General features: G+C 70.6%; 17 protein-coding genes, 1 rRNA gene, 1 pseudogene and 1 riboswitch. Of the genes and pseudogenes, 14 read left to right on the forward strand and 5 right to left on the reverse strand.

Going from position 1 to position 21422, the window contains the following annotated elements; translation table 11 throughout:
• From rrf to ACIO3P_RS22890, 11 genes are all read left to right on the forward strand, one after another.
• Positions 1–87: ribosomal RNA gene (rrf, locus tag ACIO3P_RS22840) — 5S ribosomal RNA — on the forward strand; the annotation flags it as partial.
• Positions 88–219: 132 nt separating this feature from the next.
• A complete protein-coding gene (locus ACIO3P_RS22845) occupies positions 220–828 on the forward strand; it encodes a CDP-alcohol phosphatidyltransferase family protein (RefSeq protein WP_329823349.1) in 609 nt (202 codons plus the stop codon).
• A 112-nt stretch (positions 829–940) separates the two neighbouring features.
• Positions 941–3436, forward strand: coding sequence for a mannose-1-phosphate guanyltransferase (locus ACIO3P_RS22850; RefSeq protein WP_329823348.1), 2496 nt, complete (start codon positions 941–943; stop codon positions 3434–3436).
• Between the two features lie 121 nt (positions 3437–3557).
• Positions 3558–4490: a DUF881 domain-containing protein gene (locus tag ACIO3P_RS22855; protein WP_401789737.1), complete on the forward strand. Its 933-nt coding sequence runs from the start codon at positions 3558–3560 to the stop codon at positions 4488–4490.
• The gene (locus tag ACIO3P_RS22860) at positions 4487–4819 is read left to right on the forward strand and encodes a small basic family protein (protein WP_023543062.1); all 333 of its coding nucleotides are present in this window, start codon (positions 4487–4489) and stop codon (positions 4817–4819) included. Before ACIO3P_RS22855 ends, ACIO3P_RS22860 begins: the two co-directional genes overlap by 4 nt.
• A 5-nt stretch (positions 4820–4824) precedes the next feature.
• Positions 4825–5742, forward strand: coding sequence for a DUF881 domain-containing protein (locus ACIO3P_RS22865; RefSeq protein WP_329823336.1), 918 nt, complete (start codon positions 4825–4827; stop codon positions 5740–5742).
• 82 nt (positions 5743–5824) lie between these two features.
• Positions 5825–6709: an FHA domain-containing protein gene (locus ACIO3P_RS22870; RefSeq protein ID WP_329823361.1), complete on the forward strand. Its 885-nt coding sequence runs from the start codon at positions 5825–5827 to the stop codon at positions 6707–6709.
• 20 nt (positions 6710–6729) lie between these two features.
• Complete coding sequence (locus ACIO3P_RS22875) at positions 6730–7467, forward strand: MerR family transcriptional regulator (protein WP_329823334.1); 738 nt, start codon at positions 6730–6732, stop codon at positions 7465–7467.
• 53 nt (positions 7468–7520) lie between these two features.
• On the forward strand, positions 7521–7994 hold the full coding sequence (locus tag ACIO3P_RS22880) for a bifunctional nuclease family protein (protein ID WP_006123076.1): 474 nt from the start codon (positions 7521–7523) through the stop codon (positions 7992–7994).
• Between the two features lie 179 nt (positions 7995–8173).
• Positions 8174–8743, forward strand: a complete 570-nt coding sequence (locus ACIO3P_RS22885) for a MerR family transcriptional regulator (RefSeq protein WP_401851810.1) — start codon at positions 8174–8176, stop codon at positions 8741–8743.
• 79 nt (positions 8744–8822) lie between these two features.
• The gene (locus ACIO3P_RS22890; RefSeq protein ID WP_401851813.1) at positions 8823–10379 is read left to right on the forward strand and encodes a DNA polymerase IV; all 1557 of its coding nucleotides are present in this window, start codon (positions 8823–8825) and stop codon (positions 10377–10379) included.
• On the opposite strand, the gene ACIO3P_RS22895 is transcribed toward ACIO3P_RS22890, so the two are convergent.
• Positions 10274–10672, reverse strand: a complete 399-nt coding sequence (locus ACIO3P_RS22895; protein WP_329823329.1) for a PRC-barrel domain-containing protein — start codon at positions 10670–10672, stop codon at positions 10274–10276. The two genes, ACIO3P_RS22890 and ACIO3P_RS22895, sit on opposite strands and share 106 nt — an antisense overlap.
• Before the next feature lie 133 nt (positions 10673–10805).
• Positions 10806–10903: riboswitch (glycine riboswitch) on the forward strand.
• Positions 10904–11087: 184 nt separating this feature from the next.
• On the opposite strand from ACIO3P_RS22895, the gene gcvP reads away from it, so the two are divergent.
• Positions 11088–13973, forward strand: coding sequence for an aminomethyl-transferring glycine dehydrogenase (gene gcvP / locus ACIO3P_RS22900; RefSeq protein ID WP_401851816.1), 2886 nt, complete (start codon positions 11088–11090; stop codon positions 13971–13973).
• A 151-nt stretch (positions 13974–14124) separates the two neighbouring features.
• On the opposite strand, the gene ACIO3P_RS22905 is transcribed toward gcvP, so the two are convergent.
• Together ACIO3P_RS22905 and ACIO3P_RS22910 are read right to left on the reverse strand one after the other, a co-directional pair.
• Positions 14125–14331 (reverse strand): DUF5999 family protein, encoded by a 207-nt coding sequence (locus ACIO3P_RS22905; protein ID WP_329823326.1) that lies wholly within the window; start codon positions 14329–14331, stop codon positions 14125–14127.
• 288 nt (positions 14332–14619) lie between these two features.
• Positions 14620–15285: a hypothetical protein gene (locus ACIO3P_RS22910; protein ID WP_329823324.1), complete on the reverse strand. Its 666-nt coding sequence runs from the start codon at positions 15283–15285 to the stop codon at positions 14620–14622.
• Positions 15286–15813: 528 nt separating this feature from the next.
• Here ACIO3P_RS22910 and ACIO3P_RS22915 point away from each other — a divergent pair.
• Positions 15814–17313 (forward strand): annotated as a pseudogene (locus ACIO3P_RS22915) (glutamate--cysteine ligase); the annotation flags it as partial.
• 243 nt (positions 17314–17556) lie between these two features.
• Here the strand turns inward: ACIO3P_RS22915 and ACIO3P_RS22920 are convergent.
• A complete protein-coding gene (locus ACIO3P_RS22920) occupies positions 17557–19413 on the reverse strand; it encodes a hypothetical protein (RefSeq protein ID WP_401851819.1) in 1857 nt (618 codons plus the stop codon).
• A 187-nt stretch (positions 19414–19600) separates the two neighbouring features.
• Between ACIO3P_RS22920 and ACIO3P_RS22925 the strand changes: the two genes are divergently transcribed.
• Positions 19601–20401: a CPBP family intramembrane glutamic endopeptidase gene (locus ACIO3P_RS22925; RefSeq protein ID WP_329823359.1), complete on the forward strand. Its 801-nt coding sequence runs from the start codon at positions 19601–19603 to the stop codon at positions 20399–20401.
• Positions 20402–20532: 131 nt separating this feature from the next.
• Here the strand turns inward: ACIO3P_RS22925 and ACIO3P_RS22930 are convergent, their stop codons facing one another.
• Positions 20533–21354, reverse strand: a complete 822-nt coding sequence (locus ACIO3P_RS22930; RefSeq protein ID WP_329823322.1) for a PhzF family phenazine biosynthesis protein — start codon at positions 21352–21354, stop codon at positions 20533–20535.
• Between the last annotated feature and the right edge of the window lie 68 nt (positions 21355–21422).

Here is a 21422-nt window from a genome sequence, read left to right on the forward strand (position 1 = left end):
GGTTACATTCCGAACCCGGAAGCTAAGCCTCACAGCGCCGATGGTACTGCAGGGGGGACCCTGTGGGAGAGTAGGACGCCGCCGAACAATCATTGTGGGAATGCCCCGCACCTCTGGTGCGGGGCATTTCTGCGTTCCAGGCCCCCTTGCAGGCGTCGGCCTGCCCTGAGGGTAAGGTCAGGAGGCATCGTTGGCTCGTTCCACACAGGAGGCTCCCGGGTGGAGGTCCAGGAGACCCGCGTCCAGACGGACCGGGTGCTCACCATCCCCAACATCCTCAGCATGGCCCGCCTCGTCGGCGTACCGCTCTTCCTGTGGCTGATCCTCCGCCCCGAGTTCGGCGGGCCCAACAGCGACGGCTGGGCCCTGCTGGTGCTGATGCTGAGCGGCGTCAGCGACTACCTCGACGGAAAGCTCGCGCGCCGCTGGAACCAGATCAGCAGCCTCGGCCGGCTCCTCGACCCCGCCGCGGACCGGCTGTACATCCTTTCCACCCTGGTTGGCCTCACGTGGCGCGAGATTCTGCCACTGTGGCTCACCGCCGCCCTATTGGCCCGTGAGCTGATGCTTCTGGTGATGGTGGGGATCCTCCGCAGGCACGGTTACCCGCCTCCCCAGGTGAACTTCCTCGGGAAGGCGGCTACCTTCAACTTGATGTACGCCTTCCCGCTCCTGTTGCTCAGTGACGGAAGTGGATGGCTTGCGTCACTCGCCGAAGTTTTCGGATGGGCGTTCGCAGGATGGGGTACAACGCTGTATTGGTGGGCAGGAGTCCTGTATGTGGTCCAGGTCCGCCGGCTCGTCAAGGCGGACAACGTGGCCGATTGAGCTCGTCGATGTGGTGCCGCGCAATGTCGCCGGCTCACGCCTGACGCCATGCGGCCTCGTTCCAGACGGGTGAAGTCGGCGAGACCGTCTCTTCAAGGAGGACGCTTCCGACATGAAGGCCGTCGTGATGGCCGGTGGCGAAGGTACTCGACTTCGTCCCATGACCTCAAGCATGCCCAAGCCACTCCTGCCGGTCGTGAACCGGCCGATCATGGAGCATGTGCTGCGGTTGCTCAAGCGCCATGGGCTCAGCGAGACCGTCGTCACCGTGCAATTCCTCGCCTCCCTCGTCAAGAACTATTTCGGCGACGGTGAAGAGCTGGGCATGGAGCTCAGCTATGCGAACGAGGAGAAGCCGCTCGGCACCGCGGGGAGCGTGAAGAACGCCGAGGAGGCACTGAAGGACGATGCGTTTCTCGTCATTTCCGGTGACGCCCTCACCGACTTCGACCTGACCGACCTCATCGCCTTCCACAAGGAGAAGGGCGCACTGGTGACGGTGTGCCTGACCAGGGTCCCGAATCCACTGGAATTCGGTATCACGATCGTGGACGAGGAAGGAAAGGTCGAGCGCTTCCTGGAAAAGCCCACCTGGGGCCAGGTCTTCTCCGACACAGTGAACACGGGCATCTATGTCATGGAGCCCGAGGTCTTCGACTACGTCGAGGCCGATGTGTCGGTGGACTGGTCCGGCGATGTCTTCCCTCAGCTCATGAAGGAGGGCAAGCCGATCTACGGCTATATCGCCGAGGGGTACTGGGAGGACGTCGGCACGCACGAGAGCTACGTCAAGGCCCAGGCCGACGTACTCGAAGGCAAGGTCGACGTCGACATCGACGGCTTCGAGATCTCCCCGGGCGTCTGGGTCGCCGAAGGCGCCGAGGTCCACCCCGACGCCGTGCTGCGCGGACCGCTGTACATCGGTGACTACGCCAAGGTCGAAGCCGACGTCGAGATGCGCGAGCACACCGTCATCGGCTCCAACGTGGTCGTCAAGACCGGAGCGTTCCTCCACAAGGCCGTCGTCCACGACAACGTCTACATCGGGCAGCACAGCAATCTGCGCGGCTGCGTGATCGGCAAGAACACCGACATCATGCGGGCCGCCCGCATCGAGGACGGCGCGGTCATCGGCGACGAGTGCCTGGTCGGTGAGGAATCGATCATCCAGGGCAATGTGCGGGTGTACCCGTTCAAGACCATCGAGGCCGGCGCCTTCGTCAACACCTCGGTCATCTGGGAGTCCCGCGGACAGGCGAATCTCTTCGGCGCCCGTGGTGTTTCGGGCATCCTGAACGTCGAGATCACGCCAGAAGTCGTGGTCCGGCTGGCGGGGGCGTACGCGACCACGCTGAAGAAGGGCTCCACCGTCACTACGGCGCGTGACCATTCGCGTGGTGCCCGTGCCCTCAAACGAGCCGTGATCTCCTCGCTCCAGTCGAGCGCCATCGACGTACGGGACCTGGAGAACGTGCCACTGCCCGTCGCCCGGCAGCAGACCGGCCGGGGCAGCGCGGGCGGCATCATGATCCGGACGTCGCCGGGGGTGCCCGACTCCGTCGACATCATGTTCTTCGACGAGCGGGGCGCCGACCTCTCCCAGGCGGGCCAGCGGAAGCTCGACCGGGTGTACGCCCGCCAGGAGTACCGCCGCGCGTTCCCCGGCGAGATCGGGGATCTTCACTTCCCCGCCAGCGTCTTCGACTCGTACACCGGCTCCTTGCTCCGCAACGTCGACACCACCGGGATCTCCGAGGCCGGGCTCAAGGTCGTCGTCGACGCCTCCAACGGCAGCGCCGGGCTCGTCCTGCCCAGCCTGCTCGGCCGGCTCGGCGTCGACGCCCTGACGATCAACCCGGGGCTCGACGAGTCCCGGCCCACGGAAACGGCCGAATCACGTCGCTCGGGACTGGTCAGGCTCGGTGAGATCGTCGCCTCCGCGCGGGCCGCGTTCGGCGTGCGGTTCGACCCCGTCGGTGAGCGGCTGTCCCTGGTGGACGAACGCGGCCGGATCATCGAGGACGACCGTGCCCTGCTGGTCATGCTCGACCTGGTCGCCGCGGAGCGACGCAGCGGGCGGGTGGCGCTCCCGGTGACCACCACGAGGATCGCCGAGCAGGTCGCCGCGTACCACGGCACACAGGTGGAGTGGACGACGACATCGCCCGACGACCTGACCCGGGTGGGCCGTGAGGAGACCACGATCTTCGGCGGGGACGGCCGCGGCGCCTTCATCGTGCCGGAGTTCAGCAGCCTCCTCGACGGTACGGCGGCCTTCGTACGGCTCATCGGTCTGGTGGCCCGTACGCAGCTCACCCTGAGCCAGATCGACGCACGGATCCCGCGCGCCCACGTCCTGCGCCGGGATCTGGCGACCCCGTGGGCCGTCAAGGGTCTGGTGATGCGCAGCGTCGTGGAGGCGGCCGGTGAGCGTCAGGTGGACACCACCGACGGGGTGCGCGTGGTGGAGACCGACGGACGCTGGGTGATGGTGCTGCCCGACCCGTCCGAGGCCGTCACCCATCTGTGGGCGGAGGGTCCTGACGACGCGTCGGCCCAGGCGCTGCTCGACGAGTGGTCGTCCGTGGTGGACAGCGCAGGTCATTAAGGGCGGTCCGGGACGCTTCGCAGGCGTCCCGGAGGCAGGCCGGACGGCGTCCTTCGACGCCGTCCGGCGCGTCGGTGGGGCCATTCGGCGGTAGCGGTCGCGACGTGCGACGATGTGCGGCATGTCGCAGCAGCCCCCCATCAGGAGCACCACTTCTCCGCCCGCGCGTCCGGACGCGTCGATGTCGCTGCTGAACAGTGTGATGGACCACAGCCTCGACGAGGGGTACGCGGAGGCCGCGGCCCGCAGGGACGCGGAGGACGGCGGGCTGCCGCGCACGCTCAAGGCCAAACTGGGCCTTGCCGCAGGGCTGGTGCTGGCCGCTCTCGTGGTCACTGTCGGTGCCGCCCAGGCGCGTATCTCGGCCCCTGTGGTGGCGAAGGAACGCGAGGAGCTGATCGACCGGATCAACTCGGAGACGTCGACCGCCGACGGGCTGGAGAGCACGGTCGAGAAGCTCCGCAAGGAGGTCGGTGACCGGCAGCGTGCCGCCCTGCGGACCCAGGGCGGCGACCAGGGCGAAGTGGTGGCCCTGCTGGCCGGTGCGACCCCCGTGCGGGGGCCCGGCGTGAAGCTGGTCGTCGACGACGCCAAGGACGCCTCGTCGGGTGGTGGCGGCGGTCCCCGGGAGAGCAGTGGTTTCTCCGACACGGGCCGGGTACGCGACCGTGACATGCAACGGGTCGTCAACGGCCTGTGGGAGTCGGGTGCCGAGGCGATCGCCATCAACGACCAGCGGCTGACCTCGCTGTCGGCGATCCGGGCCGCCGGGGACGCCATACTGGTCGACAACAGGCCACTCGTGCCGCCGTACACGGTGCTCGCGGTGGGGGACGGAAAGAAGCTGAGCACCGCGTTCCAGGACAGCGCCGATGGCCAGTATCTGCACTCCTTGCAGGAGAACTTCGGCATCCGCACCAGCATTTCGGACCAGCGGGACGTACGCCTTCCCGCCGCGCCCAGCCTGATCGTACGTACAGCAGAGCCGGAGACCGCCGACGCCGGGAAGGGCACCGGGCAGGACGCGGCCGACATGGAGAAGGGCACATCGTGATCGCCGTACTGGGCCTCGTCGTGGGAGTCGTGGTCGGACTGTTGGTCCGGCCCGAGGTGCCGGCCGTGGTCGAGCCGTATCTTCCGATCGCCGTCGTCGCCGCTCTGGACGCGGTCTTCGGCGGGCTGCGGGCCATGCTCGACGGGATCTTCGTCGACAAGGTGTTCGTGGTCTCCTTCCTGTCGAACGTGGTGGTCGCCGCGCTGATCGTCTTCCTCGGCGACAAGCTGGGCGTGGGCGCGCAGTTGTCCACGGGTGTGGTCGTCGTCTTCGGTATCCGGATCTTCTCCAACGCTGCCGCCATCCGCCGGCACGTGTTCCGGGCGTGACGCCGATGAACAGCGAAGAGAACCCCCGGAACCCCCAGAAGCCCGAACCCCCCGAGCCCTCCGGGACCCCCGGGAACGCGCAGCGTTCCGAGAGGCCCCAGGGCGCCGAGGGGGCCTCCGGCGCCGCGGACGCGACCCCCGGAGCCGGTGCGGCCCCCGAGGGCGCCACCGGGGACGCCCCGGGGCGGTCCGGGGCTCAACAGCTCACCGGACGCCAGCGGTTGGCGGCCGGGCTGTGGCCGCCGCGGGTGACGCGGGCGCAGCTCATCGTCGCCGTCCTGCTGTTCGGGCTCGGGCTCGGACTCGCCATCCAGGTCAGGTCGAACAACGACGACAGCGCGCTGCGCGGCGCCCGCCAGGAGGACCTGGTGCGGATCCTGGACGAGCTGGACAACCGGACGCAGCGGCTGGAGGACGAGAAGCAGCGGCTGGACGCCCAGCGCACCGAGCTGGAGACCAGCTCGGACCAGGCCGAGGAGGCCCGTAAGCAGACCAAGGAAAAAGAGCAGCAGCTCGGCATCCTGGCCGGTACGGTCGCCGCTCAGGGGCCCGGCATCACGCTGACGATCAGGGACATCAGCGGGACGGTCGAGCCGGACATGCTGCTCGACGCGCTCCAGGAGCTGCGGGCGGCCGGCGCGGAGGCCATTCAGATCAACGATGTCCGCGTCGTCGCCGATACGTACTTCTCGGGTGCGGGAGGTGAGGTGCGGGTGGACGGCAAGGCGGTGTCCTCGCCGTACGTCTTCAAGGTCATCGGTAAACCGCAGGATCTGGAGCCTGCCCTGAACATTCCGGGCGGGGTGGTCCAGACGCTGGAGAAGGAGCAGGCCACGGCCACGGTGACACGGGCTGAGAAGATCATTGTGAATGCCTTGCGACCCGCGAAGCGGCCTGACTACGCTCGGTCGTCATCACGGTGAGGCGGGGGCGCATGCGAGCCGTCGTACGGGGGCATGAGGTTGCGGGGGGTCGACGCACGAACAGTGCGGTGAGTGGTGGAAACTGTCCGGTGGATACGGACGTTGTCAAGATGTCCGGGTCGGCAGGTGTGTTCATTCAGGGTTCGTCCTGCCCCACGGGCGGGTCTGTTTCGGTCAAGGGGAATCGCCCGTGAAGTTGTTTGGGAAGTTGTTCGGCAAGAGCGCACGCGAGGACGGCGGGGGGCGCTCCCGCCATCGCGCAGCGCGTGGTGGGAGCGAGGAGCAGGGCGGCGAACGTCCGCTCTTCCGCGACCAGGTGGGCGGCGAGGCCACCGGCGCGTCGTCTGTTGACCCTGCCGGTCCCGGCCGCATAGGTTTCGGGGAATCATCGGCCCCCGGGGGGCCGTCGCGGCAGGAGGATCCCTCTATGGCGGCCTTGCCGGTTTGTACGAGGTGCGGGCACCGCAATGCCGAGGCCAGTCGGTTCTGCTCCAACTGCGGGGCGCCGCTGCGGGGCGGAGTGCCCCCGGAGCGCGCTTCGGAGACGACCTCGACGATCTCGATCTCGGGTCTTGAGGCGTACGACTCCGAGGTGACGGGCCAGACGTCGCTTCCTTCGCTCACCCCGGAGGCGCAGGCCGCCGTCGACGCCCTGCCGCTCGGCTCGGCGCTCCTGGTGGTGCGGCGCGGTCCGAACTCGGGCAGCCGCTTCCTGCTGGACGGCGAGCTGACCACGGCCGGCCGCCATCCGGAGAGTGACATCTTCCTGGACGACGTGACCGTGTCGCGCCGCCACGTGGAGTTCCGCAGGGGCGGCGACGGTCACTTCACGGTCTCGGACGTCGGCAGCCTGAACGGTACGTACGTCAATCGTGAGCGGATCGACTCGGTCCTGCTGGCGAACGGCGACGAGGTCCAGATCGGGAAGTACCGGCTGGTCTTCTACGCGAGCCAGCGGGGCGTGTGACAAGCCCCTGAGGAAGGTCCATGCCGCGTACACCGACGGGCGGTGCCGGACACGGCGCCGCCCCCGCCGGCGACCCGCTGATGAGTATCGGCGCGGTTCTGGGCAGGCTGCGGGACGAGTTTCCCGAGGTCTCCATCTCCAAGATCCGGTTTCTGGAGGCCGAGGGGCTCGTCGAGCCCTGCCGGACCCCTTCGGGGTATCGGAAATTCAGCGCGGAGGACGTTGAGCGGCTCGCTCGCGTCCTGCGGATGCAGCGGGACCACTATCTGCCGCTGAAGGTCATCAAGGGACACCTGGACGCCCTGGAGCGCGGCGAGGACGTGCCTCTTCCCGGCTCTCGGCGGGCGCTGAGGGGGCCGCGGGGGGATGCGGAGTCCGATCTTCCGACCGCGGCGCGGATCGGCCGTGAGGAGCTGCTGGCGGCTACCGAGGCCGACGGGCGCGCGCTCGCCGAGTGGGAGGCGTACGGGCTGGTCGCCCCGATGCCGGACGGCGGCTACGACGCGGAGTCGGTGACGGTCGCGAAACTTGTCTCGGATCTGGGCAGATTCGGCCTGGAACCGCGGCACCTGCGCGCCATGAAAGCGGCGGCCGAGCGCGACGCGGGACTGGTCGAGCAGGTCGTGGCCCCGCTGCGGCTGCACCGTAACCCGCAGACCAGAGCCCATGCCGAGGAGACCACGAAGGAGCTTTCGGCACTCTGTGTGCAGCTTCACGCGGCCCTGCTGCGTACGGCTCTCGGGCCGGGTCCGCACTGATCATGGGAGAGTCCGACTACCCAAACCTGCCGGGCACGTCCTAGGGTTGCTGTGTGAACGAGCTCGACGTTGTGGGTGTCCGGGTGGAAATGCCCTCCAACCAACCGATCGTGCTCCTGCGTGAAGTGGGAGGCGACCGGTACCTCCCCATTTGGATCGGACCGGGGGAGGCGACCGCCATTGCCTTCGCCCAGCAGGGCATGGCCCCGGCCCGGCCGCTGACCCATGATCTCTTCAAGGACGTGCTGGAAGCGGTGGGCCAGGAGCTCACCGAGGTCCGGATCACGGACCTGCGTGAAGGGGTCTTCTACGCGGAGCTGGTCTTCGCGAGCGGGGTCGAGGTGAGCGCGAGGCCGAGCGATGCCATAGCGCTCGCTCTGCGCACGGGTACGCCGATCTACGGCAGTGACGGGGTTCTGGACGATGCCGGCATCGCCATCCCGGACGAGCAGGAGGACGAGGTGGAGAAGTTCCGCGAGTTCCTCGACCAGATCTCTCCGGAGGACTTCGGGACCAACAGCCAGTGAGCGGCCGGTGAGCGCTGCACCGGGCCCCGTCAGCGCATTCGGTCAGCCTTTCCCCGAAATGGGGCACGGGAAACCACTCTCAGGGTGATTATCACTCGGCGTGGCGAGTGTGGCGATCGTTGACGCACCCCTGGTGACTGCCTACCTTCGACAGGGCAGGTCAAGGACGGAGGGTCGGCGTGAGAAGCAGCGGCGACGGTACGGCGGCGGGCGGTCCGTATCCGCTTCACAGCAGCGCGCCCGACCCCGGAGCGGAGACGGTCGGATACCGGGGGCCCACCGCGTGCGCGGCGGCGGGCATCACCTACCGCCAGTTGGACTACTGGGCGCGTACGGGGCTGGTCGAGCCCAGCGTGCGGCCCGCGTACGGGTCGGGCACACAGCGGCTCTACAGCTTCCGGGACGTGGTCGTCCTCAAGATCGTGAAGCGGTTCCTGGACACCGGGGTCGCGCTCCAGAACATCCGGGCGGCGGTCCAGCACCTCCGGGACCGCGGCTTCCGGGATCTGGACCGTATGACGCTGATGAGCGACGGTGCCACCGTCTACGAGTGCTCCTCGCCCGACGAGGTGGTGAGCCTGCTCCAGGGCGGCCAGGGGGTCTTCGGGATCGCGGTCGGCGTGGTGTGGCGGGACGTCGAGTCCGCGCTGTCCCAGCTCCACGGGGAGCGGATCGACACCGGCGAGACGCTGATCGGGAACAACCCCGCCGACGAACTGGCCAGGCGGCGCCGCGACCGGGCCGTCTGACCAGGCCCTTTCCGCCCACCGGCCGCCGCGCGGCGGCGTCCCGGGCCGATTGTCAGTGGTGTGAGGCAGCATCAGTGGTGTGAGAACCGCGCCGACCGTCCTCCATCTGGACATGGATGCCTTCTTCGCCGCCGCAGAGCAGGCCGCGAAGCCGAGTCTGCGCGGAAAACCGGTGGTCGTCGGCGGTCTGGGGCCGCGAGGGGTGGTCTCCACGGCGTCCTACGAGGCACGGCGGTTCGGGGTGCACTCCGCGATGCCGATGGCCCAGGCGAGACGCCTCGCGCCGAACGCCGCGTATCTCGTGCCGCGCTTCACGCTCTACCGCGCGGTCAGCGAGCAGGTGATGGGGCTGCTGGGCAGGCTCTCACCGCTGGTGGAGCCGCTCAGCCTGGACGAGGCGTTCGTGGACCTGGAGGCGGGCGGCTCCGCCGATGACACGGCCTCGGCGCTGGCGGCGGGGGAGCGGCTGCGCCGGGACATCAGGGAGCTGACCGGGCTCAGCGGCTCGGTGGGGCTCGCCGGGTCCAAGATGCTCGCGAAGATCGGTTCCGAGCAGGCCAAGCCGGACGGGCTGGTCCTGATAGAGCCCGGTACGGAGCGCGAGCTGCTGGCGCCCCTGACCGTACGGACCCTGCCCGGGGTGGGGCCCGCGACGGGTGAGCATCTGCGCCGGGCCGGTATGACGACGGTCTCCGACCTGGCCGAGGCGGGCGAGGACGAGCTGGTACGGCTGCTGGGCAGGGCGCACGGCGCCTCGCTGTACCGGATGGCGATGGGCAACGACGACCGGCCGGTGGTCTCCGAGCGCGAGGCCAAGTCCGTGTCGGTCGAGGACACCTTCGACACGGACCTCCACGACCGGCTGCGGGTGCGTACGGAGGTGGACCGGCTGGCGGAGCGGTGCGTGCGGCGGCTGCGGGGATCCGGGCACTCCGGGCGGACCGTCGTCCTCAAGGTGCGCAGGTACGACTTCTCCACGCTGACCCGCTCGGAGACGCTCAGAGGCCCCACGGACGACCTGGACGTGGTCAGGGAGGCCGCGGGGCGCCTGCTGGAGTCCGTGGACACCACGGGCGGCGTACGGCTGCTCGGGGTGGGGGTGACGGGGCTCGCCGACTTCACACAGGAGGACCTCTTCGCGCAGGCAGCCGCCCGCGAGCGGGAGGAGCGGGAGCATGCCGACCCTGCCGACCCGCTCGGCGAGGCCGCGGGGCAGGGGGACGCCGCGGCGGAGGGCGGTGCTGGAGAGGGGAAGGAGGAGGCGGCCGCGGGGGACGGGGCGTCGCCCCCTCCGGCGGGGCCCTCCGGGCTGTCCGAGCCGTCCGAGGAGCGGCGGTTCCCGGCCGGACACGATGTGCGCCATGCCGAGTTCGGTCCCGGCTGGGTGCAGGGCAGCGGGCTGCGGAGGGTCACCGTACGGTTCGAGGAGCCGGGGTCCGCACCGGGGTGGGTGCGGACGTTCTGGGTCGACGATCCCGATCTGGAGCTCTCCGAGCCGCTGCCCCTGGTGCCGGAGACGGGGCAGTCGCGTCAGTCGTCCTGGCCCGCCAGCCGCCCGAAGTTCCGCTCGGAGTCCCGGTCCGAGAGGGCCGCGGGCCCCTCCGGCGGTTCCGGGTCCGGCAGGGCGAGGCCGTAGTGGTGGTAGAGCTGAAGCTCCTGCTCGGGGGAGAGGTGGCGGCCGACACCGAAATCGGGGGCGTCCTTGATCAGCGCCCGTTCGAACGGGACCCGCAGCCCCTCCGCCTCCAGTGTGCTGGGGGCGAGGGGGACGAAGGCGTCCCGGCTGAAGAGCCCGGTGCGGACGGCGGCCCATTCGGGCGTACCCGTGGCGTCGTCGAGATAGACCTCGTCGACCGTGCCGAGCTTGCGCCCCTCCCGGTCGTACGCCTTGCGTCCTATCAGGCTGCGCGGATCGATATCGGTCTCCACGGTCCCTCCAGCGGGTCGCAACTGCTCGTAAGCACTACAGAAGTCTCGTAAGCACTACAGAAGTGCAGAACCGGGGCGACGGCCACTCGAAAGTTGCCCGGAAGATCCCGCTGGTAGGCTGGCAAGCGGCTGCTGACCCCGTGCGGGAGAGTTCTCCGGTGAGCCCACCGGAGGCGCCGAAGGAGCAAATCCTCCCCGGAATCTCTCAGGCCCCCGTACCGCGCGGACGAGGTCACTCTGGAAAGCAGGGCGGACGCCGGACCGTACGGCATCCGCTCTCACCGACGGTGAAAGCCGGACCGCCGCACGGCGGACCGGTGAAGCTCTCAGGTCGAGATGACAGAGGGGGAGGCCGATTAGGGCACCCGCGCCTTGGTGCCCCCGCAGGTCGTGGCAGACCAGGAGGCCTCCGTACATGAACGCCCACCGCACGCCGCTCGCCCAGCTTGAGCGTGGCATCCCCTTCGAACAGCGCCACATAGGCCCCGACGCGGGGGCGCAGGCGAAGATGCTCGCGCAGGTCGGCTACGGCTCGCTCGACGAGCTGACCGCCGCCGCGGTACCCGACGCGATCAAGAGCGCCGAGGCGCTGAACCTCCCGGACGCCCGCACCGAGCCCGAGGTCCTCGCCGAGCTGCGCTCGCTCGCCGACCGCAACCAGGTGCTGGCGCCGATGATCGGGCTGGGCTACTACGGCACGTTCACCCCGCCGGTGATCCTCCGCAACGTGATGGAGAACCCGGCCTGGTACACCGCGTACACGCCCTACCAGCCCGAGATCTCCCAGGGCCGGCTGGAGGCGCTGCTCAACTTCCAGACCGTCGTGGCCGAGCTGACGGGGCTGCCGACCTCCGGCGCCTCCCTGCTGGACGAGTCCACGGCCGCCGCCGAGGCCATGGCGCTCTCCCGCCGCGTCGGCAAGGTCAAGGGCGGGGTCTTCCTGGTCGACGCCGACACCCTGCCGCAGACGATCGCCGTGATCCGTACCCGCGCCGAGCCGACCGGTGTCGAGGTCGTCGTCGCGGACCTCGGCGAGGGCATCCCCGCCGACGCCGCCGAACGCGGCGTCTTCGGGGTGCTGCTCCCGTACCCGGGCGCCTCCGGGGCCGTACGGGACCTCAGGCCCGTGATCGAGCGGGCGCACGAGCTCGGCGCGGTCGTCACCGTCGCCGCCGACCTGCTCGCGCTGACGCTCCTCACCCCGCCCGGCGAGCTGGGCGCCGACATCGCCGTCGGCACCACCCAGCGCTTCGGCGTCCCCATGGGCTTCGGCGGACCGCACGCCGGCTTCATGGCCGTACGCGAGAAGTTCGCGCGCAGCCTGCCGGGACGCCTCGTCGGCGTCTCCGTCGACGCCGACGGCCACAAGGCGTACCGGCTCGCGCTCCAGACCCGCGAGCAGCACATCCGCCGCGAGAAGGCCACCAGCAACATCTGCACCGCGCAGGTGCTCCTCGCCGTCATGGCCGGCATGTACGCGGTCTACCACGGCCCCGACGGGCTGCGCTCCATCGCCCGGCGCACCCACCGATACGCGGCGGTGCTCGCCGCGGGGCTGAGCGCCGGCGGGGTCGAGGCCGTGCACACCGCGTACTTCGACACGCTCACCGTCCGGGTCCCGGGACGGGCCGCCGAGGTCGTCGCCGCCGCCCGCGAGGGCGGGGTCAACCTCCGCCAGGTCGACGCCGACCAGGTCTCCGTGGCCTGCGACGAGACCACCGGCCGCGCGCAGCTCGCCGCCGTGTGGACCGCCTTCGGTGTCCAGGGCGACATCGACGCGCTGGACGCGGCCACCGACGACGCGCTGCCGGCCGCGCTGCTGCGCACCGGCGACTACCTGACGCACCCGGTCTTCCACGAGCACCGCTCCGAGACCGCGATGCTGCGCTACCTGCGCCGGCTCGCCGACCGCGACTACGCGCTGGACCGCGGCATGATCCCGCTCGGCTCCTGCACGATGAAGCTGAACGCGACCACCGAGATGGAGCCGGTCACCTGGCCCGAGTTCGGCGCGCTGCACCCCTTCGCCCCGGCCGAGCAGGCGCAGGGCTATCTGACGCTGATCCGCGAGCTGGAGGAGCGGCTCGCCGAGGTCACCGGGTACGACGCGGTCTCCCTCCAGCCCAACGCCGGGTCGCAGGGCGAGCTGGCCGGACTGCTCGCCGTACGGGCGTACCACCGGGCCAACGGCGACACCGGGCGCACCGTCTGCCTCATCCCGTCCTCCGCGCACGGCACGAACGCGGCGAGCGCGGTCATGGCCGGGATGCGGGTCGTCGTCGTCAAGACCCGCGAGGACGGCGACGTCGACGTCGAGGACCTGCACGCCAAGATCGAGCAGTACGGCGCCGAGCTGTCCGTCCTGATGGTCACCTACCCGTCCACGCACGGGGTGTTCGAGGAGCACATCGGCGACATCTGCGCGGCGGTGCACGACGCGGGCGGTCAGGTGTACGTCGACGGCGCCAACCTGAACGCGCTGGTCGGGCTGGCGAAGCCCGGCCGGTTCGGCTCCGACGTCTCGCATCTCAACCTGCACAAGACGTTCTGCATCCCGCACGGCGGCGGCGGCCCCGGTGTCGGTCCCGTCGGCGTACGGGCGCACCTCGCCCCGTACCTGCCCAACCACCCGCTCCAGCCGGCCGCCGGGCCCGAGACCGGCGTCGGGCCGATCTCGGCGGCGCCGTGGGGCTCGGCCGGCATCCTGCCGATCTCCTGGGCGTACGTACGGCTGATGGGCGGGGAAGGGCTCAAGCGCGCGACCCAGGTCGCCGTGCTCGCCGCCAACTACATCGCCAAGCGCCTGGAGCCGCACTACCCCGTGCTCTACACCGGTCCGAACGGACTGGTGGCGCACGAGTGCATCGTGGATCTGCGCCCGCTCTCCAAGGCCACCGGGGTCAGCGTCGACGACATCGCGAAGCGCCTGATCGACTACGGCTTCCACGCGCCGACGATGTCGTTCCCCGTGGCGGGCACGCTGATGATCGAGCCCACCGAGAGCGAGGACCTGAACGAGATCGACCGCTTCTGTGAGGCGATGATCGCGATCCGTGGGGAGATCGAGCGGGTCGCGTCGGGTGAGTGGCCCGCTGACGACAACCCGCTGTGTCACGCCCCGCACACGGCCGCCGCGCTGGGCGGGGAGTGGGAGCACGCCTACAGCCGCGCCGAGGCGGTCTTCCCGGCCGGGGTCTCGGCCGCGGACAAGTACTGGCCGCCGGTCCGCCGTATCGACGGCGCGTTCGGCGACCGTAATCTGGTCTGCTCGTGCCCGCCGGTGGACGCGTACGACAACTGACGTACGGGGCGTACGCGGCGGCAGGCTGCGTACGAGACGTTCGTGGACATGCGTCGGGGCCGGTGCGGAGTGAGTCTCCGGGCCGGCCCCCGTTCTTCCGGTGGCAGCCGCGCGCCTCGCGGGCGGCGAACTGCCGGGCGGCGGCCGGGGTTCAGGCCGCCGTGGCCACCTGCTCCGTGCGCAGCGGCCGGTGCGGAGCGATGATCTGCCCGTCGGGCAGCAGCTCACCGGTGTCCTCGAAGAGCAGTACGCCGTTGCACAGCAGGCTCCAGCCCTGCTCCGGGTGGTGCGCGATCAGCCGAGCGGCTTCGCGGTCGGCGGAGTCGGCTGTCGGACAGGCTGGCTGGTGCTGGCACATGGGTGGATTCTTTCGCTGTGTCGTGAGTGTCCTGCGGCTCGATGTGGTCATGGCCGCCCCCCGTATCTGTCTGGTCCAGTCCTAGTGTTGCCCTACGGACGGTAAATCCGCAGGTATTTCGCGGCAGCGCTTCCTTCTGCTTAAGGACGTGCCACCCGCCCGGACGGTTCAGCTCAACTGCGCTCTCTTTTCGGGTGGTTCGCAGTGGCCTGAGCGGACTACGCCACATGGTCAGCGAAGTGCCCCGCGGCCGCCGGGGGCCGCGGGGCACAGGCGCCAGGAGCGCGTTCAGGCCGGGGTGCGGAGCAGGGGCGGCGCGGGAGTGAGCGGAGGGGCCGGAGGGAGAGGCGGGGCCGAGGGGAGCGGAGGGGGCGGAGTGAGCCGCAGTCCGATCACCGGCAGCAACTCGGCGACCCGGTGCGGGCGGTGCGCGGCGATGCCCGGCGGCGCGGGCGCCAGCGGGACGAGGATGTCGGTCGGCGCGGGCGCGCCCGCGCCGGCGTCGGCCTCCGTGTCGCCGTGCAGCCAGAGGGCGAGCATGTACAGCTCGGGTATGGAGAGCAGCCGGGGCTGGTAGGCCGTCGTCAGGCTCTCGGCCTGACGCAGCGCGCGCTCCGTGGAGGGCAGGTACGGGCCCTCGAAGAAGCGCGAGAAGGTCCAGCCGTCCGCGGTGGGCATGGTGTCGGCGGCGGCCACGGTGCGTTCGCCGCTACGGATCAGGAAGCGCCAGCCGGTCAGCCTGGTCCGCGGTGCTCCGCTGCCTGCTGTGGTCGTTCGGTCCTCCGGGGTGACGTGGTCGAGCACATGAACGGGAAGCGGGAGTTCGGGGCTCAGCGGTCCCTGGACGGACTGGAGAGCGGGGGTGCGGGCATCGCGCACGGCGGTGGGGGAACCGAGTGCCGCGAGAACGCTGCGCAGGGCGGGCGCCGGGGCCGGGGGTACATGCAGCGGCATGGTGGGTTGCCTCTCATTCAGGAGACAGGGTGACGCGTGAAATGGAGCGTGGGCGGGTGCGGACATCGCTGTCGGCGTGCGGGGTCAGAGGTGGGTCACCGGGTCGCTGGCGGCCGGGCGCCGACTCTCTGCCTCGTGGGCAGAGTTTATACGACGCGTGTTCACGCCATGTTTCCGCTAGCTGTACTGGATATTGCGGGCAAGACACTATTAAGTCCATCTCCCGCGCGCTTTCTGTTGATAAATAGGGAAGGGAGGGTGTCTGGCCTGGGGTGATTCACCGGATGGGGTCGGCTGAAAACGGTCGGCGATTTTGGAGGACGGTTCCGGGAGTGGAAACGAATATCCACTGCCTGCCCTGTCACCTGTCATGCCGAGGGAATGTGCCGGACGCCTCGGGGGCCGGACTCGCCACCCTACCGGGCGCCGGGCGACGGCGGGACGTTACGGATCACTCTGTGTGGGCATTATCGATCGTGACGCGAGCGGCCCCAGCCGCCGGAAGCCCAGTCGAGGAGGGACACTTCGATGGGGGAGAAGGTCGAAGCGGGCGGTTCCGACCTGTCCGATCGGCAGAAATACCGCAGGAAGCTCCAACAGTGCCTGAGGGTGCTGGAGCGACTACTGGCGGAGGAGAGGTTCGACCGGCCCAAGAATCTGATGGGCCTGGAGATCGAACTGAATCTGGCGGGCTCCGACGGGATGCCCCGCATGATGAATGCGGAGGTACTGAAGCGCATCGCGAGCGGCGATTTCCAGACCGAACTCGGAATGTTCAACATGGAAGTGAACGTGGCTCCGCACCGCCTGGGCGGGCGCGTACTCGATCAGCTCGCTGAGGAACTGCGCACGGGCCTCGGATATGCCCACCGTAAAGCGAGTGAGGTCGACGCGGGGATCGTGATGATCGGAATTCTCCCGACCCTCACACAGCACGACGTGGTCTCCGCGAACCTTTCCGACGTGGACCGCTACACACTCCTCAACGAGCAGATGGTGGCGGCCCGCGGCGAGGATTTCACCCTCGACATCGAAGGCGTGGAACGGCTTACGTGCACATCGGCCTCGATCACCCCGGAGGCCGCCTGCACCTCCGTACAACTGCATCTCCAGGTCACCCCCGACCGGTTCCCCGACGTGTGGAACGCGGCCCAGGCGGTGGCGTCCGTACAGGTGGCACTCGGTGCCAACGCGCCCTTCCTGTTCGGCCGGGAGCTGTGGCGTGAATCCCGGCCGCCGCTCTTCGAACAGGCCACCGACACCCGGCCGCCGGAGCTGAAGGCACAGGGGGTACGCCCCAGGACCTGGTTCGGCGAGCGCTGGATCAGCTCCGCCTACGACCTGTTCGAGGAGAACCTGCGCTACTTCCCCCCGCTGCTGCCGATCTGCGACGACGAGGACCCGATGAGCGTCCTCGACGCGGGCGGGATGCCCGACCTCCAGGAGCTGGCGCTGCACAACGGCACGGTCTACCGCTGGAACCGGCCCGTGTACGAGGTCGCCGACGGCGCCCCGCATCTGCGGGTGGAGAACCGGGTGCTGCCCGCGGGGCCCACGGTCACCGACGTCATCGCGAACGTCGCGTTCTACTACGGGCTCGTGCGGGCGCTCGCCGAGGACACCCGGCCGGTGTGGAGCAGGCTGCCCTTCGAGGACGCCGCCCGGAACTTCGAGGAGGCGTGCCGGCACGGCATCGACGCGGAGCTGCGCTGGCCGCGCCCGGGCCGCACCGGCGGGATGACGACCGTACCGGCGGTGAAGCTCGTACGGGACGAACTGCTGCCGCTCGCCGCGGCCGGGCTCGACGCGTGGCAGGTCGCGCCGGTGGACCGGGACTTCTACCTCGGGGTGATCGAGGAGCGGTGCAAGCGCCGGGTGAACGGCGCCTCCTGGCAGGTGGAGACCTTCCACCGGGCGCTGGAGGCCGGGCTGGAGCGGGACGCGGCGCTCGCGGCGACGACCCGCCGCTACTGCGAGCTGATGCACCGGGGTGAGCCGGTGCACACCTGGCCGACGGGGTTCCCGGCCCGGTCCGGCGTGGGGCTGTCCGGTACGGGCGACTCCGATCCGGGCGACTCCGACGTGGGGCCGTTCGCCTCCGGGACGGGGCGAGGTCTCCGCGAGCCGGAGCCGCGTGAGCCGGACCTCCCGCTGCCGTAGCCGCATGCCCCGGAGTCCCGCGAGCCGAAGCCCCACCGGAGCCCCCGGGGGAGCGAACGGCGGGGCCCCGGCCGGTCCGGCCGGTCCGAGCGGGCCGGCGGCGTCGGCGAGTCAGGGGCGCGCCGCGGTGGTGCCGCCCGTGGCGTCCGCCGCGGACTCGCTCGCCGACAGCATGATCGCCCGCAGGATCACCGACTGGATGTCGGCCGGGTCGCTCACCTGGTACCCCGCGCCGCCGGTGGCCCGCGCGATCGCGTCGATCTCCTTGCGGTCCGCGTCGGGCCCCACCGCGACCCCGATCAGCGGCACCGGTCGCGCCGGGTCCGCGAGCTTCTTCAGCCGCTTGACGAGATCGCCGCGCGAGATGCCGTCGTCGTCCTTGTTGGAGCCGTCGCTGAGGATGACGAGCGCGTTGAACTTGCCGGGCACATAGCCGGCCTGCGCCTCCTGGTAGGCGGCCAGCGTCGTGTCGTACAGCCCGGTGTCACCGCCGGGGACGGGCTTCAGCGCGGTGAAGGCGTCGGACAGCCGCTCGCGGTGGGTGCCGCCGCCCCGCGAGGGCTCACCGAGCCGGGCCGTCCTCTCCAGCTTGCGGTAGTCCTTGGCGCCGTCCAGACGGGTGCTGAACTCCCACAGACCGATCTCGTCCTCGGCGGTGAACTGCGCGAGGGCCCGCAGCAGCGACGCCTTGGTGACGTCCATACGGCTCTGGCCACCGCGTCCCGGCACGGGCTCCTCCATCGAGCCCGAGGCGTCCACGACCGTCGTCAGCCGGATGCTGCGTACGGACATCGTCCACAGGCCGAGGGCCCGCTCCACCGCTTCGGCGGACGGCGGGCGCGCGTCCTCCCCGGTGTACGGCTGGGGCGAGCGGCCACCGGCCGTACGGAGCACGTCGGCGTGGACGGGGCTGTTCGCGACCCGGAAACCGTGCTCCGCCAGGGTGCGGTACGAACCGTCCTCGCTGAGCAGCACCATGAACCGCATGGCGGCGCGGCTCTCGTCCGTACTCAGCTCGGTCTGGTTGACCAGGCTGTACGGGTAGTCGAGCGCCGGCGCCCCGTCGGTGGGGTAGAAGAGTTCGAGCCGCGCGGAGTCGCCGGTCCCGGAGTTGTGGCGGAACGCGGCCTGCTCGGAGAGGAGCACCGCCTCGTTGCGCCGGGGGTCGGCGAGCCCGGCGCCCGCGTCGTCCCGGGCGAGGCTCTCCAGCACCCGCGTGTCCGACTCCGAGACCCGCTGGGTGAGCAGCTTGGCGAGGGCGGCGGCCCGGGTGCCACCGGCCCCGTCCTGCCGCTCGGACTCCTTCGGCCTGCCGCCCCGCCGCTCGGACTCCTGCCGCTCCGACTCCGCGATGCTGCTGAGCGCGAGCAGTCCGGTGGCGCTGCGCGACGGGTCGGCGGAGCCCAGGCGCAGGGTGTCGGCGTTGCCGGCCGCGGCGGCGAGCGCGGCCCAGGTGTAGGTCTTCGTGGGCCAGCCGAGCGCCCGCGCCGACGCGGGCAGCGCGGCCAGCGCCACCGGGGAGAGGGCCACATTGCCCGCCGGGGTCAGGGAGACGGCGTCCTCGATGTTCTTGGCGCGGTCCACCCACAGGTCCGAGTCCGGTACCCAGATCTGGTAGTCGGGCGCGGCCGTGGCGGTGGCGAGCGCGTTCGCGACCTCGGCGTTCTCGCGAGCGGTGACCCGGATGTCGATACAGCGGCCGTCGGAGGTGACATGGTCGCGCCGGGCGCGGTCGGCGACGGCGCGCAGGGCGGGGGCGATGTCCGGGGAGGCCACGAGATCCAGCCGTACCGGCGCGTTCCCGCAGGAGGTCTCCGAGAGGGAGAGCAGACCGCTCCCCGCCGCGATCCCCGTCCCCGCGGCCACCGACACCACGACCGCGGCGGCGATCGTGACGGTGCGCCGGCGGGGCGGCCAGACCCTGCGCACTCCTGCCGATCGTGCGTCGGGCAAGCTGTGACGTCCCATGGCGGTGGTGCCCCTCCTTCGTGAAGGGTGAACAAGGGCTGGGAGAGTGGACGGGCCCCGAGGTCCAGGGCCCGGACGCCGAAGGGCGCCGGTCTCCCGGCCTGTCGCGAGCGATCTTCGTATCTGCATTCGAGACCCTAGCGGCACCGTGCGAGGCATGAGGCGCGAATACTCAACTGGAGGCTGTGTGCAGGCGGAGGCGGGGCGGGTGGACGGCTCATACCCCCAAGAGGCCCTCTCACCGAGGACGTTGCGGTCCGAGACGGTGCTCGTGCTGGCGCTCTCGCTCGGCGCGAGCGGGGTGTCGGCGCTCATCAGTTTCATCGGCTCGCTGACCAGGCCCGGAGCACTGAGCGACCAGGCGGCCCGGCTCAACGCCTCGGCGGCGCCGGGCCGGCCGTGGCTCGACCTCGCCTGGCAGCTCTTCGGGATCACCACGGCGCTGGTGCCGGTCGCGCTGGTCGCGCACCTTCTGCTGAGGGAGGGCAGCGGGCTGCGGGACATCGGCTTCGACGGCCGCAGGCCCTGGCCGGACCTGGGGCGCGGCACGCTGGTGGCGGCCGGGATCGGCAGCGCGGGACTGGCGTTCTACCTGGCGATGCAGGCGGCCGGGTTCAATCTGACGGTGCAGCCGGAGTCGCTGCCCTCCGTGTGGTGGAAGTTCCCGGTGCTGATCCTCTCGGCGGTGCAGAACTCCGTACTGGAGGAGGTCATCGTCGTCGGGTATCTGCTGCGCAGGCTCGGACAGCTCGGCTGGACGCCGATGGGCGCGCTGGTGGCGAGTTCGGTGCTGCGCGGTTCGTACCACCTGTACCAGGGGATCGGCGGCTTCATCGGCAACATGGTGATGGGCGTGGTGTTCGTCCTGCTCTACCGGCGGTGGGGCCGGGTCGGCCCGCTGGTCGCCGCCCACGCGCTGCTCGACATCGGGGCGTTCGTCGGGTACGCGCTGCTGGCGGGGCATGTCTCCTGGCTGCCCACGGTGTGACGTGGTGACGCGCTGACGTGGTGACGCGCTGACGCGGTGACGCGGTGATGTGGTGACGGTGGCATGACGCGTGAGCGGTGCCGAGGGGCTTACGGGGCCGCCGTACGCCCCTCGGCGGTGTCACGGTGGTGTCACGGCGCGCTGTGCAGCTCGCCGTCGATGACCGTCACGGCCCGCCCGGTGAGCAGCGTCCGGTCGCCGCGCAGCGAGGTGCGGACGAGGCCGGTACGGGCGGAGGCCTGGAGCCCGGTGAGCTCCGTACGGCCCAGCCGGGCCGACCAGAACGGGGCGAGCGTGGTGTGCGCGCTCCCGGTCACCGGATCCTCGTCGATCCCGACGTTGGGGAAGAAGCCCCGCGAGACGAAGTCGTAGCCACGGCCCGGGTCCTCGGCGACTGCGGTCACGATGACGCCCCGCCGGGAAACCGCGCTGAGCGCCGCGAAGTCCGGGGCGAGGCTCCGTACGGTCCGCTCGTCGGCCAGCTCCACCAGCAGGTCCCCGATGTGCTCCGACGTGTCGTGCACGGAGAGCGGTTCGGCGCCCAGGGCGGCGGGGACACCGTCCGGAACGGTGACCGGGGTCAGTGGCGAGGTCGGGAAGTCCAGGGTGAGGGAGCCGTCCTCGTGCGCGGTGGCGCCGAGCACCCCGGGGCGGGCGGCGAAGCGCAGGGGGCCGCTCGCGCGTCCCGTGCTGTGCAGCACATGGGCGGTGGCGAGGGTGGCATGGCCGCACATGTCCACCTCGGTGACCGGGGTGAACCAGCGCAGCGCCCAGTCGGCGTCGCCGCCGGGCGGCAGGGGATGGGCGAAGGCGGTCTCCGCGTGGTTCACCTCGGCCGCCACCCGCTGGAGCCAGGCGGCGTCGGGGAAACCGTCGGATTCGAGGAGCAGCACCCCGGCGGGGTTGCCGGTGAAGGGGCGGTCGGCGAAGGCGTCGACGATTCGAATGCGCATGGGGCGAGCGTACGAGCCGTACGGGAGCCGGGGTCCGAGGCGGACCCCCGGGCACCGGACCCTCGGGC

Origin of the sequence: Streptomyces sp. NPDC087310 (genome assembly GCF_044744405.1) — a bacterium.
Taxonomy (GTDB): Bacteria; Actinomycetota; Actinomycetes; order Streptomycetales; family Streptomycetaceae; genus Streptomyces.